Genomic DNA, 16,946 nt, shown 5'->3' with positions numbered 1-16,946 from the left:
TTTCTGAACTGTCCTTTTATGTATTCTTACGTCATTAAATACTGTGGTTTGCTTTTATAAAATTTACAGAAACTACAAATTTATGACACCCCTAATGCACCGGCCATTTTCTGAACCGTTAAAACTATTCACATACGCTGACTTTTTTGCTATCAACCATAAACAACACTGCAAAACCATCTGATAACCACACAAAACACCGCAATGCGCGATAACTTCAACATTTAGAAACGCCGTGATAAATAGGTTTTTCTTAATGATCTGCGATGATTTGATAGTCATAACTTGAGAAAAAACCAAAAATGGAATTTTCTTAGGGAAAATACCTGATTGTCGCCGTCGTTTTATCGTTTCAGATTAGGGTGAATTTTACACTGTTAACAAATGACCAACATCAGTATCGGATTATTTTTATGTACGCCGGAGACTACGCCTGTAGCCTCTCTCTGAAATAACCGCATTACGGAAAGTTGTTTATTATTTATTTAGACGGAATGCTTTAAAACCACTGCCCTTACTTTTACTTTGCGGTGCGTTATGCGTCTTTTTAATCAGATGTTTTCTGCCGCCCTGCGGTCTGGCCTGTTTTGCAAATATCTGCGACAACGCCACGCACTGCTTTTTATGCTTCGCCGGGCAATCAATAAAAATCAACTCATTCCGTTTATTCAGCCGATTGTGGATGCCCGCACAGGAAATACCGTGGCCGGCGAAGTGCTGATGCGATGGAAACATCCTGCGCTGGGGAATATCTCCCCGGAGTGTTTTATTCCGCTGGCGGAGCAAAGCGGTCTTATTTCCCGCATTACCGCCTACGGTATTCAGTCGGTGGCCCGCACCATCATCTCAACGGCGTTTATTTACCGCCCTGACACCACGTTATTCTTTAACGTTGCCGCGAAGGATTTTGAAAATCACGACATTCTTCTCGCCTGCCAGCGCTTTATGCAGCAAACCGGGCTGCCCGATTTATGCATCGGTCTGGAAATTACCGAAAGGCAAGCCGTGACCGGATCCGATCTGTTGCAGGAATTGTGCGAAAAACTGGAAGGTCTGGGTGTCCACCTTTCTATGGATGATTTCGGTACGGGAAATTCGAATTATCATTACCTGATGCTGTTTCAGCCGCGTTATATCAAGATCGACAAACTGTTCACCTGCGGGATTGAAACCGACCGCAGTAAAGCCGCCATTGTGCGCAACATTGTCGCTATCGCCCGCGAACTGCATTGTCTGACCATCGCTGAAGGGGTGGAAACCCGGTCACAATGGGAAACGCTGGCGGCGATGGGCGTCAGTCATTTTCAGGGCTATTTCTTCTCCCGCCCCGTGGAGGCGTCAGTGTTCTTTCATCAGCTGATGGAGCCGCTTCCCCTGCGCTGAGACGCTCTTTTCATCTCACGCCACAAAAAAAGGCGGGCTGCTCTGATGCAGTCCGCCTTTTTTGTTATCCGTAATGAAGGTGTGTTACCAGTTGATATCCAGGGTCGCCGCCGCCGTGGCCGGGCCGGGTTCTGCCGTCGGGCGCGGACACAACACCCACACCAGATTGTCAGACCAGGACTGCGTGGAAGACACCGTGCGCAACGTCGCTTTGCTGCTATCCATACGCATGGACGAGCCTTTGGTGGTACATCCGGCCTCTGCGCTGGCGTTTGCGCCCATAAAGCCACGGATATCCCCCGCAATACCGCCGCCTGCGGTCGAGATCATCGGCAGCGTATAATCATCACCGGCCTGCGTTTTGGGTGTCACGGAATAGGTGATATCGGCGCTGGCACCGGCGTCGTGAGTACAGTTCACATTCAGCGAAGACTGTACCGCAATCCCCTTGCCGTCCGTTGCCTGACCCGGCGTCACGTCACCGAATGGCACGACCGCCGCAGTGTTCATCGAACATTGCGTTTTGGCCACGACCAGATCACTGAAGCTCAGTAGCGACTGTCTGTTATTTCCACTGGTTTTATGCAGTTGCAGATAGGTTGTGGGCAACGGGCCTGCCGCGGCACCTGGTGAAACATACACCCCGTACGAAACATTCATCGAAGTGCTAGACCCGTCAAGAATGAAGAAGTTGCCGCTGATCGGACGCTTTATCGCCGCACAATGCGACGCGGTGCCGGGTGTCTGCCAGTCAGTGATGATGGCTCCTTTACTGTCCCAGGTGGCGGAATAGGTGTCGGTGACCACGTTGGCGTTGCCGGTCGGCGTCGCCGTAATGGTCGTCGCGTTCAGACTGCCGGTCAGGACAATTAATACGCCCTTTTGGATCTCGTATCCCGACCAACCGTCTACCGTGGTGTAGGGCAGGCCCGCTATTGAGCAGGTTGCACCATTACTGTCATTTGGCGTGGTTTGCCAGGCCGATAGTTTCCAGCCCCATCCGTATGTCAGAGCGGTGGAGCTAGCGTAAGGTCCATGAGCCGTACCGTTGATGGTCGGCGTCCAGGTGCCGAGACGGGTATAACCCTGCGGGAGATTCACCGCGAATGCCGCCTGACAAGATAACAGTGCAATAGCGGCCATGCATTGGATCCCGCATCGACGAAAGGCTTGCGCCAAAAAACGCTTAAAAACAGACATCTTATTTCCTATATCAACAATTTTGTAGAGCCTGCAATCTGGCCCGATGAGGTTGATTACCAGCTCATGTCAAGCGTCACCGCCGCCGTGGCAGGACCGGGTTCTGCGGTCGTCCGCGGGCATAACACCCAGACCAGCGGATCAGACCAGTTCGTGCTGGTAGTGACCGTGTGCAGGCTGATTTTGGTGCCGTCCATCGGCAGTGAGGAATTGCGGTCTGCACAACCGGCTTCTGTCGTCGCGGATGCGCCCAGAAAACCGCGTACATCGCCGTCAACGGTGCCGCTGGCCGACTTCATCGGGATGCTGAAATGGTCACCGGCCTGTGTTTTCGGCGTTACCGAATAGGACACCGGCAGCGCGGTGCCGGAAGGATTACTACACGTCACATCCACCGAGGAGTTCACCGCGACCTTGCGGTCATCCGGCGTGACATCACCGAAGGCAATCGCAGGCGTTGAATTCACCGTGCAGTCCATGCCACTCCACGCCAGCGACAGGATGCGCCGGTCAAAGGTCGCCGGGGTGACGTTCCAGCGGTAGCCACGCGCGGCCTGTGCATAAACGGTTTTTGCTGCCATTTTGGCGGCTCCCGGCTGCACATAGACGCCGTAACCCATCGCCGACTGCGAGCCGCCGCCGCTGTTCATTTCCACCGCGCCAAATGACTGGTTAAAGGTGGTCATCACCCCCAGACAGTCGGTACGAACACTGACGTCGCCGCTGCCTTTGCCGGATTTGTCCCATGACGCGGACGACACGGTGTTCAGATCCGGCGCGCCGTTAGGGATAAACGTACCACCGGTGGTAGTCGGGTTCATGGTCCCGGAATTAATGACAATCTGACCGGATATGGAACCGAACGGGATCATCAGAATGCCGGGAGAAATCTCATAACCGCGATAGCCGTCATAGGATTTCATCGGATACATCGATGCGCATTCCGCGCTGGGCACCGGCACGGGGGAAACCACCACGGTGCCCGCGACACCTGATGCCATAAAGGGCACTACGTTTTGTGAGTAATACCAGCCCGGTTTGTTGCCCGGAATGGTATCGCCGTCGGTCCATGTCAGCCGGGTATTGACCACGTCACTGACCACCTGATACCCGGATTTGAGTTCAAGCGCGGCGCTGTTCACTCCCCAGAAAAGGGTCAGGGCACCTAAAAACATCCTTGCTGTCATCACAGCTCCTTAAGAAATGAGGGATTGAAAATGCCGCGCCCGGGAGCGCGGCCTGTTATCAGCGGCATTCGCCATCAAGCTGAATGACCGGCATTTGCGCCGTCGGAGCCAGCCCTTGCAGGTTGTAACTGACGCGGCACTGTTTATCGCTGCCTTTACCCCAGCTCACGGAGAGCTGGCCTTTTTGCGGCAGACCGGTCAGATAGACCTGCCCGTTATCGCCAACGATACCGGTGATCTCCTCACCGCCGGCTTTCTCCGCCAGCGAGGCGGTGGCACCGAACGGCACCACGCCTGCCCCGCCCGCACGGGTCAGGGTCATTAACACCTGATAACCGATGCGCGTGGCAAAGTTGGCTTTCACCACCGCGCCGTTGGTCGGATAGACCGTCTGCTGGTTCTGTGGCAAATCGACGTTATCCGGCAAGGTGGACGGATCCAGACCGATGCTGTTGCGGCTGTAATCCGACAGATACGGCACCACGGCGAAACCACGGGAATCCGTCTTGCCGCTGCCGTTCGACAGGCTGACATCCTGCGCACCCGGCGCACTGACCAGCGCCACCGAACTGCCCAGCGAACGTGACAGCGTCACGCCTTCACTGTGCACAATTGCGCCGCCGCTCATGTTCAGGTTCATCGAACGCATGTCGTTCGAATAGCCGTAACCCGCCGCCACGTTGCCTTTGCTGCCCTGATAGCCAAGATTCAGGGTGCTGTTGCTGACCTGATCCTGATTCCCCCAGCCCTGCATCGCGCTGTACGACACCTTGCCGTCAGTAGTGCTGCCGCTGAGTCCCGCCTGATTCTGCGTGCGCCCGTGGTTGTCATGGGTGATCTGACTGGTGGCATAGGCATTTTGCAGCGCCGGTGCCGCAGTAAAGATGCTGAACGGCACGTTCACGTTGAACGACACCTGACGGTTTTCCGGCCAGTCGCCGTGACCTTTCATGCGGTCAACGGTGTAGTAAAGCCCGTAGCTGACGCTGTGATAACTGCCGTTATAACCGGCGGACAGACTGGTCAGCGTTTTGGTGGATCCCCAGTAATCATCACGGCTGGCGCGCAGGCTGACCGAGCCGAGATTGCCGAGCTGCTGCGAGACCTGAGTCTGGAAGCTGCTGCGGCGACGGCTCATCACCCACGGCGACACGTCTTCACGCGCCGAATAACCGATGCTGTTGTATTCCGCGAAGCTGTAATAGTTGCGGGTCGAATACCGCAGCGCGGTCAGATCAAACGAGGTGCCGGTGGTCAGCAGACTTTTCGAGTAGCGCACCCGCCATGAACTGCCTGCCTGACGATCTTCATGTTCCAGTCTGGTGCTGGAGAACGTTCCGTCTGCCGACACCGCCCCCAGGTCGCCCATCGACACGCCGGTCCCCATGCTCAGCGCACTGTAGTTCTGCGACGCCAGCAGGCCGCCGTACAACGTCAGGTTTTTCGGCAAACCGTAGATCAGCGTGGTCATCACAAAGTCAGATTCGCGCGAACCCTGGGTGTTGCCGCCGTTGTAGCGCCCGGCCGTGGCTTCGTATTTGATTGCCCCCGGTCGCAACATCACCGGCAGCGACGAATACGGCACCACAAAGCTGTGCACGCTGCCGTCGGCTTCCGTCACCGCCACATCAAGGTCACCGGAGGTGCCTGCCTGATACAGATCTTTGATTTCAAACGGCCCCGGTGCGACATACGTTTCGTACACCACATAACCGTTCTGGCGCACGGTGACGCGGGCATTACTGCTGGCGACACCGCTGACCTGCGGCGCAAAGCCACGCAGACGGGATGGCATCATCTGTTCGCTCGAACTCAGCTGTACACCCCGGAATGGCACGCCGTCCAGCACGTCGCTGCCGGTGCTGGTTTCCCCCATCGTGACGCGCGAGCGCCAGTCGCGGATATCCCGTGACAGGTAGGTATTCGAAAAACGCGTGCTGTCGCTGCTGTTACTGCTGCTGTCGGCATCCGAATGGCTGTGCGTCAGCGTGCTGCGCAGACGCCATGCGCCGAGGTTGGCCCCGGTCTGCACGTTGGCGAACAGGTTATTGCTGGTCCGCGTGTCGCTGTTGATACTCTGCTCGTTGCGTCCGGCGCTGAGGTTGTAGTTAAACAACATCGCCGGAATACCGTCATCCCACTGCGCCGGATCCGACTGGCTGTCCTGACCCGCCTGCATCGCCACCTGCGGAATACTGAGGTCAAGACGCAGATGCGACAGATCAAACTTCACCGTCGATTGCGGGATCAGTGCGCTCAGATTGGCCACCGGCTGGTCTTCCGGCAGTCCTTTAAACGCAGGCAACTGACCGACGTTGACGCCAAGCGCGCCAAGCATTTCCGGCGTCAGTTGTGGCATCACATTGCCCTGAGTATTTTTGCTGAACTGCACATCCCGTGAAACCGCTTCACGCTGGTTCACATACACCGTGACCGGATACGTGCCTTCGGCCATCCCGCCCGCCTGAGAAAAGGCGGAAAGATCCACATCAGATGTGCCGGTGCCCAGTGACAATAATTCAGGGTCGAAATAATCCGCCGCCCAGCCAGGCTGGCAGCTCATCAGTACAAAAAGGGCGAGCGTTTTGCGCGGGAAGGCGCGGGTGCTGGCTACCATGCCGTTAGTCCTTAAACAGGACGTCAATGTCTTACTCAAAATCGTTCCCTGCTCTGCAATTAGTGATTTTCTGCGCCGGTTTTCCCGGCGTTACAATGTCTGGCGCTGCAACGGCGTCACCTGACTCTCTTCATCCAGCACCTGCCATTCCACCGCGCCCTGCGCACCGCCGCTCACGGCGTATCGCTGCTGGCCTTTCGGCGGCACCAGCTTGCGCAGTTCAGCGGCCGGAAGCGGTTTTCCGCCCACGCTCAGCTGGCTGAAGTTCAGGTAAAACGGCGTCGGGTTATCCGCCACCAGCACATCGCCTTGCAGGCTGAAACGCAGCTGCTGCACTGCCTTTTTCACCCCGCCTTCCGGCAGTCCCTCCGGCCGGTAAAACAGCTTGAGGTTGTTCACCACCGCCACCACCAGTTGCCCGCCGTTCTGGCTGGCTTTATCCGGCACGGACGGAATCCCTTTCACCGACAGGTAAAAGACCGATTCCCGATCCTGCGGCAGCGACATGTCGGTGATGCGCAGCCGCAGCTGCAACGGATCGCCCGGCTCCACGCGCTTTAACGGCGGCGTGACCAGCAGCGGGATTGTCGCTGACGGGCCTTTGCGTTCCTCTTCTGCCGCCGGTAAACCGGTGGCGGCATCCAGCGGCCGGATCCACGACTGCATCAGATACGCGCGGTCGGTGTTGTTGGTCAGAGACCAGGTGATGCCCTTCTTTTCCGACGCCGGATAGACCAGCCGGAACTGCGTGAGCGACAAACCGGCTGGCTGTTCCGGCGAGGCGAAACACGGCACCGCCACAGCCAGCGCTGTGGCGACCACCGCGACACATGCCGGTAATTTCAGGGAAAATCTCATGGCGTTTCTCCGCTTTGCACGGTGGCGTGGTAAACCGCACTGTTACCGCCATAGTCATTAATCACCGACCAGTGCGCCTGCCGCGGATGGCCGGTCAGCGGATAACTGACCGACGAGAACGGCGCAATCATCGCCCCCTGATTGCGGACGTCGATCTCCGTGCCGTCGAGCTTCAGGTGCGAGAAGGTCAGGTAATACGGCGTCGGGTTGCCGACCTGCACCTTTCCGCCGGTCAGATGAAACGTTAAACGTCCCTGCGCTTCTTCCGGTGCCAGCGACAATCCGGCCGGGCGGTAAAACAGCTTGATGGTGTTCCGGATGCCGACAGACACCCGCGCCGCCAGCGAGGCCTCGTCCGCCGTTTCCGGCAGCGTCATGGCCGGTACGGCGATCGCGGTGAAGTAGAAGACCGACTCCCGATCGACCGGCAGCGCGGCTCCGTCCTTACGCAAAATCCGCAGGGTGTTTTTGCTGTTGGCTTCCAGCCGGAACAGCGGCGGCGTGGCGAGAAACGGCGCGGCTTCATGGCCCTGCGGCTGTGTCACCACCGCCGACTGCACCAGATAAGGCCGCGAGCCGTTGTTTTGCAGGGTCAGCGTTTGTGCGCTGTCCCCTGCCTGAAAAATGACCCGCGTGCGGCTAAGGCCGATGCCGCCGTCTGCGGCGGCCGCGCCCTGCACCAGCGCCATCAGGACGCCGGTTACCAGCACCATGCGGCGTAAACACAACGAAATAACATGCACGGCTCACCCCTTACTGGTAGGCAAAATCAAAGGTCACGGCGGCATTCAGCGTGCCGCCTTTGGTGGCGGCATCGGCGCATTTGTTCCCGCAGGACAACGCCACGCTGAGCGGGATGCTGACGCTGCCGCCGTCAAAGGCCGACGCGCTGAGCAGCACCGGCAGCACGGTGTTGTTGTTCACCACGTCGCCGGTGGCCGTGGCAATGTGCACGCCATAGTTCACCGCCTTCGTGGTGGCCGGTTGCAGGAACAGGAAATCGCCCATACTGGTATTCCCCACGCCCGACACCTTCACGCCCGGCTTTTGCACCGCACCGACAAACCCGGCGCACTGCGACACGGTGAGGGTCAGGGTCAGCGGATTCGCCAGACTGTCGCCCTGGCGGATCGCCGATGACGACACGTCACCAAAATCCAGCGACGCCGGAGCAGAAACCTGACAGGTCGGCGCCTGAAAGTTCGCGGAAAACTGCACATCCGTTGCCGCCGGACAGCTGGCTGTCGCCAGCAGGAACAGGCAAAGCGATGCCCTCAGGGCGAAGTGACGTCCTGATAAAGAGTTATGATTTTTCATCGTGTCTGTCTGTTGAACGCGTTAGGGGAAAATAAAGGCGAAGGTGATCCGGGCGCTGACTGCACCCGCCGTCGGCATCGGGTCACCATTGCTGTGCACCAGTCCCACGGAGAAAGGCTGCACGGCGCTGTTGTCGCCGGTGACCGTCACGGTATCGCCCGGTGCCACGGTATCAGCGGCGTTATAAAAATCGCTCAGGTTGGTCAGCGTGCCTTTTTTCAGCATAAAACCGGCGTACTTCGCCGTTGAACTGGCGGCACGGAACAGCTGAGCGTCATTTAAGCCTGACGACTCACCGGTCACACTCAGCGCAGGTGTCTGCCCCTGCATATCCGTGCAGTCGAGCGTCACCGCCAGCGGCAGGATTTGCGCGGTGCCGGTGGCGAACTGCGTGGTGTTTTGATTGCCAAAACTGAGGCTGGTCTGATCCAGCGACACCTGACAGCTGCCATCGGTGATGTTGGCTTTAATGTCTGTCGTGGCGGCCAGCGCCTGACTGACCGGCATACCTGATAACATCAGCAGCAGGCCGGAAGAAATATGTTTAATTAACCGTGCCACGGAACGCCTCCACGCCACCAAAATCATTAATCGCGGCCCACTCAGCTTTCCCCTGCCCGGCGGTCACCGGATAGGTATTGGCAGCAAACGGCGCAATCATGCTGGTGCCTTTGATCACATCGAGTTTCACTTTCTTGCCATCAATCATCAGCTTATTCAGCGAGATGTAATAAGGCGTGGGATTGCTGACGTTGACGCCCTGACCTGTCCGGACAAACTGTAATTTGCCCATCGCCTCTTTTTGCGTCATCGGCAAATTATCCGGGCGATAGAACAGCTTGATGGTATTGCCGGTGGCTACCTGCAATGTCCCGCCGACATTCTCCGTGCGGGTCTCCTGCCCGGTTTTACCGGTCGGGATCGCCATAATATTCAGATAAAAAACCGACTCCCGGTCATGCGGCAGAGCATTCGCTTTTTTCAGAATACGAATTTTATTGGTTGAATCAGGCTCAATACGAAATAACGCCGGTGTCGGAATAAACACGCTGTCTGTCGTTTGGCCTGAAAGGGATCCGGAAATACCGACATTAATAAGATAAGGTTGATTTTGTGAGCGGTTATTAATATCAATACTCTGCGCACTGTCAGCCCCGTTAAAAATAACCCGTGAGGCCCCGAGCGAAATACTGGCTATCGCCGGTGCGGTCAATACCAGGCTCAGGCTGAGAATAAACGCCCACTTGTGATAACACTTCATACTGTTCCTGCCCGTTAAACGAAAAAGAGAGGCCGTAATAACCCTCTCTTTTCTGTACTGCTTATAGTGACGTTCTGAAACCGCTTACGCTTAGTTGCTGACGTAAGAGATTTTCACTGGCGCGTGGTAAGCACCTGGCTGAACGTTCGCTTTATCCAGCACTGCCATACCGGTGTTGAAGGTATAGGTCAGCGCGCCGGAAGCATCAGCCACCACAGGGATGCTGGTGTTGTTGGTCACCTGAGTGGTGCCATCTTCACGGGTCAGCATGAAGCCTGCGGACTGGCCAACATCGCTCAGGAACACGGTTTCGTTACCGGTCGCAACAATGCCGCTGACCTGCAACGCGCCCGCTTCGTCTTTGCTGCAATTTTTCAGGGAAACCAGCAGAGGCTCTTCACCAATCTGTTTTTTCGCTGCGTCGAAAGCGATTCTAGAGAAAGAACCGACGTTCAGGGTGGAAGCGCCGTTATTTGCCGTCACTTCACACGTGGTGTCGACAATATTGCCCTGCAGCTGGACGTCAGCCTGAGTAGCAGCCTGAACCTGACCCGCCATAGCCATCATCAAAGCAACAGGCGCAAGGGCGATAATTTTATTCATTACTAAATCCTTTATTCAATATAAGTATTACGACAAGAGAAAAGTTATTTCAGCCTGCCTTGGCTGAGGAGGAGATAATACGCAGGGGAGAAAAGATAAAATATCAGAGAGGCTTTATTTTCACGAAGGGCGCAGACTACAGGTGTAGGATAACGAACAGATTTCAATGGCAGAATTTATTAATGGCGGGCAGTTTTAGCATACATTTCAATGGCGCTGTTGAACATCCGTATTTGTTGTTCCAACACATTAAGATTTTCTTTAATCACCGGCCCGGTTTCCCCGGCGGCCAGGGCGTCTTCTAATTTTTCGGCAAGTTCATGCAATGCCGTCGCACTCAGCAGTTGCAGGGTGCCGTTAATGCGGTGCAGGTGATGTTGCAGGACGCCCCATTCCTGCTGCGCCAGCGCCTGTGACGCGGCGGTCAGATCCTTTTCATTCTCCGTCCGCGCCTGTTCCAGCATCTGCATCATCAGTTTTTTATCACCGAGACTGTGCGCTTCCAGCGTCGGCATATCGACAAACTCTTCCAGCGCCAGACTCGCGGCGGGCAGGTTCAGGCCGCTGAGGGCGGCTTTCAGCTGTTGCAGGTCGATGGGTTTAAACAGGCACATATTCATGCCCGCCGCCAGACAGCGTTCTTTTTCGTCGGTCTGCGCGTTGGCGGTCAGCCCCCAGATCACCATCTGCTGATCGCGTTCGCGCACCCGCCGCGTCAGCGTGATGCCGTCCATATGGGGCATATTCAGATCGGTGATCAGCAGGTCATACTCTTGTTTTTGGATCAGACTAAGCGCCTGAAGGCCGTCTTCGGCCTCATCCACATGGTAGCCGAGCATGTCCAGCTGACGGCGCAGCAACAACCGGTTGGTCGGATTATCTTCGGCAATCAGGATGCGCAAGGCGGCTGGCAGGGTCGCCTGCTGTTCGGCGATCAGCGGCACGGCGGGCGCATGGTCAGAGGATTGCGTCATCAGCGTGACCATCATGGTGGTGCCCATGCCCGGCTGACTGGCGATGCTCATCTGCCCGGCCATGCGTTCCACCATTTCACGGCAAATCACCAGCCCCAGCCCGGAGCCGATATTGCGCTTGCCGACCTGCGTCTGACTGAAAGGTTTGAACAGTTGCTGCTGCTCACCGGCGCTGATCCCCGGTCCGGAATCCCGCACGCTGAGTGACAGATACACCCGCTCCTCGCCCAGCGCCTGCGTGTGCGCCATCACTTCGACGCCGCCTTCCTGCGTAAACTTGACGGCGTTACTGAGCAGATTCGCCAGCACCTGTTTGGTGGCCTGCGGATCGAGCCACAGGGTTTTGCCCGCTTCGAGGCGGCAATCCACCGTCAGCCTGAGGTTTTTCTGCCGCGCCAGCCCGTCGAAATTCGCCACCGTGGTATGGATCAGCGGATCCAGATCGACCCATTCCGGTGTCAGGGTAAAATTGCCCGACTCGATTTTTTCCATGTCCAGCACGTCACCAATCAGACCGATCAGCGTCTGCGCGGTGCTGTAGGCCAGTTCGATGGTGTCTTTCGCTTCTTCCGCGCTTTGTTTACGGGTGGTCAGTAATTCCAGGAATCCCATGATCGAGCTGACCGGCGTGCGGATTTCATGGCTCATGCTGGCGAGAAAACGGCTTTTCGCCTGACTGGCATCGATGGCTTTGTCTTTCTCGACCTGCAACGCTTTCATCAATTGGCGGGATTCGGTGATGTCCTGCCAGCCGCAAATCAGGGTGGCGGGCAACTCATCCGGCATCCGGCATGAGGTGAGCCAGTGCAGGATCAGGCGATCTTCTTCGCCGTTATTCAGCACCAGCTGATGAGTGATCACCGAATCCGGCGTCAGCCCTTTCTGGATTTCCTGCTGCACATCGGGGAACACATCCGCCAGCGGGCTGCGGCGGTCATACAGCGAATAGCGCATGGCCTCACGGCGTTCCGGCGTAAAGAATTCACCAAAGGCGCTGTTGTAGCTTTCCAGTTCACCGTCCGGCGTGATGACATATACCGGCACCGGAATGGCGTTGGACAGGGTCTGGCGCAGGATAAGCTGATAACTCAGCGCCGCCTGCGACGCCTTGCCCCGGCTGATCGCCCGCAGAAGATAGACACCCCACAGCAGGCTGCTGATGACCAGCAATGCGGCCAGCCCCGCCACCAGATAAAATGGCCGGTTATACAGATTCCAGGTGCCGATTTTCACATCCGGCGCTTTCACCCATTTTCCGGCCAGATTGAGGATCTCTTTCGGCGGAATATCATCCAGCGCCTTGTTCAGAATACTTTGTAATTCCAGCGCGTCCCGCGGAATGGCAAAGGCAATCTGCGCCGACGGCTCATCCGGAATGCGGGTATAGGTCATCATCTCAGGATAATAGTGATCGATGATAAACCGCGACGCGAGCTGGGTAGACACCACGGCGTCCACATCGCCGAGCATCAGTTTGCTCAGCGCCGTACTGGTATTTTCGGCAATCACCCAGGTCACGCCGGGATATTTCTTCTTCAGTTTTTCACTCAGCGGATGATACGCCGGTATCGCCACTTTCGACCCCGGCGACAGACTATCTTCGTGCCCGCTCGTGTCGCGGGTCACCAGCACAAACGGCGTGGCAATAAACGGATGGGTAAATAACATCTGCTCTTCGCGTTCGGTACTGTAAGTGGCCGTCGGCAAAATATCCCAGCCGCCTTTGCGCATGATATTCACCATGTCGCTGTTGGAATTGGCGATCACCGGTTCGAAGGACAAGCCGGTCTGCAACTGGATCAGGTTGAGAATATCGCCGAGCAGGCCGCGGATTTCCTGATTGTCATCAATCATGCTGAACGGCGCGTAATACGGGTTGATCAGCACATGCAGCACCGGATGGCGGGAGACCCAGCGTTCTTCCTGCGGCGTGAGTTTCATCGCCTTATTTAAAAAGGAAATATTGCCGTTATCCACCCAGGACTGCGCCACCTGTTTGTGCGTCTGCTCGCTCAGGGAACTGATAAAGGTATCGAGAATGCCCCGTAACTGCGGCTGGCTGGCGAGCACAATAAACGCGTTGCCGGTCTGCGGTTCGCGCCAGAATTTCACCATGTCCAGTGCCTGATAAAAATCGCGCACCAGAATAAAGCTGGAGGTGAGATTGTTGCCAAAAAAGTAGTCGTTTTCTTTATTGGCGACCGACGCCAGCGCCAGATAGTTATCCGCATAGGCGGTGATCTGCGCCTGCGGAAACACCGTTTTGATAAAGGCGTCGGAAGGATAGCCTTGCTTAATCGCCACTTTCACCGCGTCATGCTCATCCGACAAGGGTTTCATCACATCGGCCTGACGGGTCACCAGCGTCGGAAAAGCGCGGACCAGTGGCAGCGAGGCGGTGAACGGTGCCGCCAGCGGTTCTCCCCCCGACGGGGAGGTCAGGATCAGATCAAGGTTGCCGCCCTGAAGTGCCGTCAGGGCCTGAGCCTGATCCGCATAGTGTTTGATCACCACGCGGACTTGCAGGGAATTTTCCAGCAGCAACAGGTAATCGGCGTTCATCCCCCGGTAGCGACCGGTGGAGGTGTTCATGTTGAGCGGCGGGGTTTCCGTGCCATACACGCCGACAGTCAGTGTCCGTTTGGCCGCCAGCCACAGCAGATCGAGATGGCTTAACGGCAGCGCAGGGGTAAAGACCTGATAATCGCTGGCAAGGGTGAGGGTTACCGGTTCAGGCGTGGCGGCGCGCAGCGGGCAGACGACCGCCAGCAGAAGAAACATCACGGCCATCACCCGGCGGATCATGGCATTAACCGATTTTATTGCGTTGGGCAAAAGAGAAGAGATCCATTAACGACCTGCAGTTCAGTTTTTCCATTAAGCGGCTTTTGTAGGTGCTCACCGTTTTATTGCTGATGTTCATCTCTGAGGCAATTTTCATATTATCGGTACCCGCGAGAATATAACGCATCACTTTGATTTCCTGACTGGACAGCGACTGCAACATTTCCTGCTCCGAGGAAAGGCTGCCCATAAAAGCATGCAGGGATAAAGGAAAATAACTGTAGCCATTCAGGGAGGCATTCACTGCCGCGATAATATTGGTCATTCCCTCTTTTTTACTGATAAAGGCATTCGCCCCCGCATCGGCACTGCGTTTGCCGTAAAACAGATCGTTTTTGGCAGAAACCACAATAATAATGCGGCTGAACGCCTGCTTGCGCAGTTTCTCCACCACCTCAATGCCGCTCATCACCGGGATATCGACATCCACGATTACCAGATCCGGGTACAGCTGATCCACCAGTTGCAGCGCCTGTGCGCCATCACCGGCTTCACCGACCACAGTGATCCCCTCGCTTTCCAGCAGGTTTCTGATCGCCATACGGGCTAGCGGATGATCGTCAACAATGACCGCATTTAATTTATGGGTTTTGCTCATGCTCTGGCAGTCTTCTTTTTCAGCAACGGGACTATTTTCAGTCTACCTACTCCGAATGCCCATTTCTATGCACATTAAGAAAAATAGTATCTGTTAATTAATTTCCCCTCCGGACTTCACGTGTAGGATATTCCCTGCAAAAGTTTCCGATGCGTCTGGTGTATTTCATCGGCCGTGACGTTTATTCTTACTTTTCAATTTAAATGATGGATCACCTCAACACGCCCCGGTCTGCGTGGGGTTTACTATTCTCATGAAGAGAACCAATACACAATTAATTTGTCTGGCGTTACTTTTTATATTTAACTTACTGTCTGTTCCCTGTTGTTATTTTAATTCGACACCACCGCCAGAACCCCGCCGTGCTTATATTGCCAGAAATCTCCTCCCGGCTTCCGCCCCGGTGAATAAACCGGTGGAGCCGGTTATGCCGGTGAAGCGGATCGAAACGGTCAGCATGGCGAAAGCACGTTACGCCAGAGATGACCGTAATAACGCCCGAATTCTGAAAGCGCAGATGGCCTATCAGCAGGCACTGAATGATTACAACCGCCGGATCCAGTACGGCGGCGCGTCGGCAGTGTCGCAGGAAGATATTCAGCACGCCCTGATCGCCGTGAACAACAGCAAAGCCGCGCTGGATAAAGCCATTCAGAAATACCGGCGCACCTTGCAGGCTGATCAGCGTCAGCTTTAATGTTGTTCTTTTTGCCGGTCGTCAGTAATAGTTAATTTTGACGATCACGGACGCATCAAACTGCCCGAGCGTCAGCGCCCGGCCGGGAATGGCACTCAGTCTGGCGCTGAAATTTTTCGTCACCTCATTCACGTTATTCAGTGCGGCGAAGTCATCGTAACGGTTAAAAACCACCGGCTGATCCTGATCGTTATACAGCATCAGTCTGGCGCCGTTTTGCAGGTCAATGGCGGTGTTATCCAGCAACGGACTGGCGGTGGAAAACTCGGCCTGTAGCGAGAAATTATCCAGACACCCCTGTTTCACCGCTTTGATGGCAAACGGCAGCGAAATGCCGGACGAGCGCGATAAGGTAGTTGAGTGGATCGCGCCGAAATCCACAATCTGGGATTCCGGGTACACCATGAGATCGGAACCGCAGGCCAGAAAGCGGACCCCCTGCAATCCCGACAGATTATATTTAAGGTTTTTCGCCCCCGGCGTGTTGTTGACGCGGCTGCTGCCGTCGAGCTGAAACACCGTAAACTGATCAGTCCCCTGATAATACCCGGCGGAAGGCGGCGTGCCGGTCACCTTGATATACAGACGAAACGTCACATCCAGCGTCACACTCCCGCCCCGCTGGATCGGCGTGCTGTTGGTGCTGGTGCGTTGCTGATCCTGCTCCAGTTCCTGCCCGTTGTAACTGACGCCCAGCCTTAATCCCTCGCCAATCGACTGGGATTTGGGATTGAAGTAGAAATGCACCACGTCAATGGCCGACCCCAGCACGTTGTCGCAGTAGGCCGTCACCGTAATGTCATTGGATTCCCACACCTTGGTTCCGGCGGGCACATTGGCCGGGATCGCCAGTTGCCCGACCGGGATCGCCGGTTTATCCACGATGCCGGTGCCTTTTTCGACACAATCCAGCGCCAGCGCGTGACGGGAAAATAACAGCAGCAACAAGATTAAAACCGGCGGGTTCAGTAATCGTCTGAGGACAAATCGCATCATGCTTCCTTACTTTTTGGCGGGCTGGCTGACGATCTGACACGGCGAGGTCTGGCAGCGGTATTCGTTCACCTGCAAACCGCCGTAATCGTCCATGTAACCGAGGCTGTATTCGTCACTGACATAGCGGCTGCCGGTGAGATTTTCCGTCGCAAAGGGGGCCAGCATCACGCTGTCGAAGCCGGGAATATTGCCTTTATTGTCCGTTCCCAGATAACCGACGGTGATGTAAAACGGCGTGGGGTTGGTCAGTTTCAGGCCGTCGCGGAGCCGGACAACCTGAAGCTGTTCCTGCCAGTTATTTTTGATCTGACTGCTGATGGCGGCCGGGCGGAAAAACAGCTTCACGCGGCTTTGGATCGCCACCTGCATGACGTTCGCCATGTCGCTTTTGGGCGGCACCTCGCGCACGTT

General features: G+C 56.1%; 15 protein-coding genes. 2 read left to right on the top strand and 13 right to left on the bottom strand.

Features of this window, described 5'->3' with window-relative positions; translation table 11 throughout:
- Positions 1–537 precede the first annotated feature (537 nt).
- The gene (locus EYY67_RS05615; protein ID WP_131693018.1) at positions 538–1,383 is read left to right on the top strand and encodes an EAL domain-containing protein; all 846 of its coding nucleotides are present in this window, start codon (positions 538–540) and stop codon (positions 1,381–1,383) included.
- Between the two features lie 84 nt (positions 1,384–1,467).
- On the opposite strand, the gene EYY67_RS05610 is transcribed toward EYY67_RS05615, so the two are convergent.
- The 11 genes from EYY67_RS05610 to evgA all read right to left on the bottom strand — a co-directional run bounded on the left by EYY67_RS05610 (position 1,468) and on the right by evgA (position 14,842).
- Positions 1,468–2,526, bottom strand: a complete 1,059-nt coding sequence (locus tag EYY67_RS05610) for a hypothetical protein (RefSeq protein WP_131693017.1) — start codon at positions 2,524–2,526, stop codon at positions 1,468–1,470.
- A gap of 113 nt (positions 2,527–2,639) precedes the next feature.
- Positions 2,640–3,770: a hypothetical protein gene (locus tag EYY67_RS05605; protein WP_131693016.1), complete on the bottom strand. Its 1,131-nt coding sequence runs from the start codon at positions 3,768–3,770 to the stop codon at positions 2,640–2,642.
- A gap of 58 nt (positions 3,771–3,828) precedes the next feature.
- The gene (locus EYY67_RS05600; protein ID WP_131693015.1) at positions 3,829–6,387 is read right to left on the bottom strand and encodes a fimbria/pilus outer membrane usher protein; all 2,559 of its coding nucleotides are present in this window, start codon (positions 6,385–6,387) and stop codon (positions 3,829–3,831) included.
- 90 nt (positions 6,388–6,477) lie between these two features.
- Complete coding sequence (locus EYY67_RS05595) at positions 6,478–7,245, bottom strand: fimbrial biogenesis chaperone (RefSeq protein ID WP_095925618.1); 768 nt, start codon at positions 7,243–7,245, stop codon at positions 6,478–6,480.
- Positions 7,242–7,988, bottom strand: coding sequence for a fimbrial biogenesis chaperone (locus EYY67_RS05590; RefSeq protein ID WP_131693014.1), 747 nt, complete (start codon positions 7,986–7,988; stop codon positions 7,242–7,244). The genes EYY67_RS05595 and EYY67_RS05590 overlap by 4 nt, the downstream gene beginning before the upstream one ends.
- A gap of 10 nt (positions 7,989–7,998) precedes the next feature.
- On the bottom strand, positions 7,999–8,562 hold the full coding sequence (locus EYY67_RS05585; protein ID WP_095925616.1) for a fimbrial protein: 564 nt from the start codon (positions 8,560–8,562) through the stop codon (positions 7,999–8,001).
- A gap of 21 nt (positions 8,563–8,583) precedes the next feature.
- Complete coding sequence (locus tag EYY67_RS24665) at positions 8,584–9,123, bottom strand: fimbrial protein (protein ID WP_233432942.1); 540 nt, start codon at positions 9,121–9,123, stop codon at positions 8,584–8,586.
- Complete coding sequence (locus EYY67_RS05575) at positions 9,107–9,823, bottom strand: fimbrial biogenesis chaperone (protein WP_131693013.1); 717 nt, start codon at positions 9,821–9,823, stop codon at positions 9,107–9,109. Before EYY67_RS05575 ends, EYY67_RS24665 begins: the two co-directional genes overlap by 17 nt.
- A 90-nt stretch (positions 9,824–9,913) precedes the next feature.
- The gene (locus EYY67_RS05570) at positions 9,914–10,426 is read right to left on the bottom strand and encodes a fimbrial protein (RefSeq protein WP_095925614.1); all 513 of its coding nucleotides are present in this window, start codon (positions 10,424–10,426) and stop codon (positions 9,914–9,916) included.
- A 179-nt stretch (positions 10,427–10,605) separates the two neighbouring features.
- Positions 10,606–14,235 carry a response regulator gene (locus EYY67_RS05565; RefSeq protein WP_242675577.1) on the bottom strand — a complete coding sequence of 1,210 codons (3,630 nt, stop codon included), beginning with the start codon at positions 14,233–14,235 and terminating at the stop codon, positions 10,606–10,608.
- Entirely contained in the window at positions 14,210–14,842 is a 633-nt protein-coding gene (gene evgA, locus EYY67_RS05560) for an acid-sensing system DNA-binding response regulator EvgA (RefSeq protein ID WP_095925612.1), read from the bottom strand. Before evgA ends, EYY67_RS05565 begins: the two co-directional genes overlap by 26 nt.
- Positions 14,843–15,269: 427 nt before the next feature.
- On the opposite strand from evgA, the gene EYY67_RS05555 reads away from it, so the two are divergent.
- The gene (locus EYY67_RS05555; RefSeq protein WP_119824504.1) at positions 15,270–15,539 is read left to right on the top strand and encodes a hypothetical protein; all 270 of its coding nucleotides are present in this window, start codon (positions 15,270–15,272) and stop codon (positions 15,537–15,539) included.
- 21 nt (positions 15,540–15,560) lie between these two features.
- Here EYY67_RS05555 and EYY67_RS05550 read toward each other — a convergent pair whose 3' ends face one another.
- Complete coding sequence (locus EYY67_RS05550; RefSeq protein WP_131693105.1) at positions 15,561–16,532, bottom strand: fimbrial protein; 972 nt, start codon at positions 16,530–16,532, stop codon at positions 15,561–15,563.
- Between the two features lie 9 nt (positions 16,533–16,541).
- Positions 16,542–16,946 (bottom strand): fimbrial biogenesis chaperone (locus EYY67_RS05545; RefSeq protein ID WP_165497946.1); only part of this gene is annotated, 405 nt, incomplete at its 5' end.

The sequence above is a fragment of the Rahnella victoriana genome (assembly GCF_004330295.1).
Taxonomy (GTDB): Bacteria; Pseudomonadota; Gammaproteobacteria; order Enterobacterales; family Enterobacteriaceae; genus Rahnella; species Rahnella victoriana.
The sequence above is the reverse complement of the archived record's forward strand: the minus strand, read 5'-3'. Positions and strand labels throughout refer to the sequence as shown.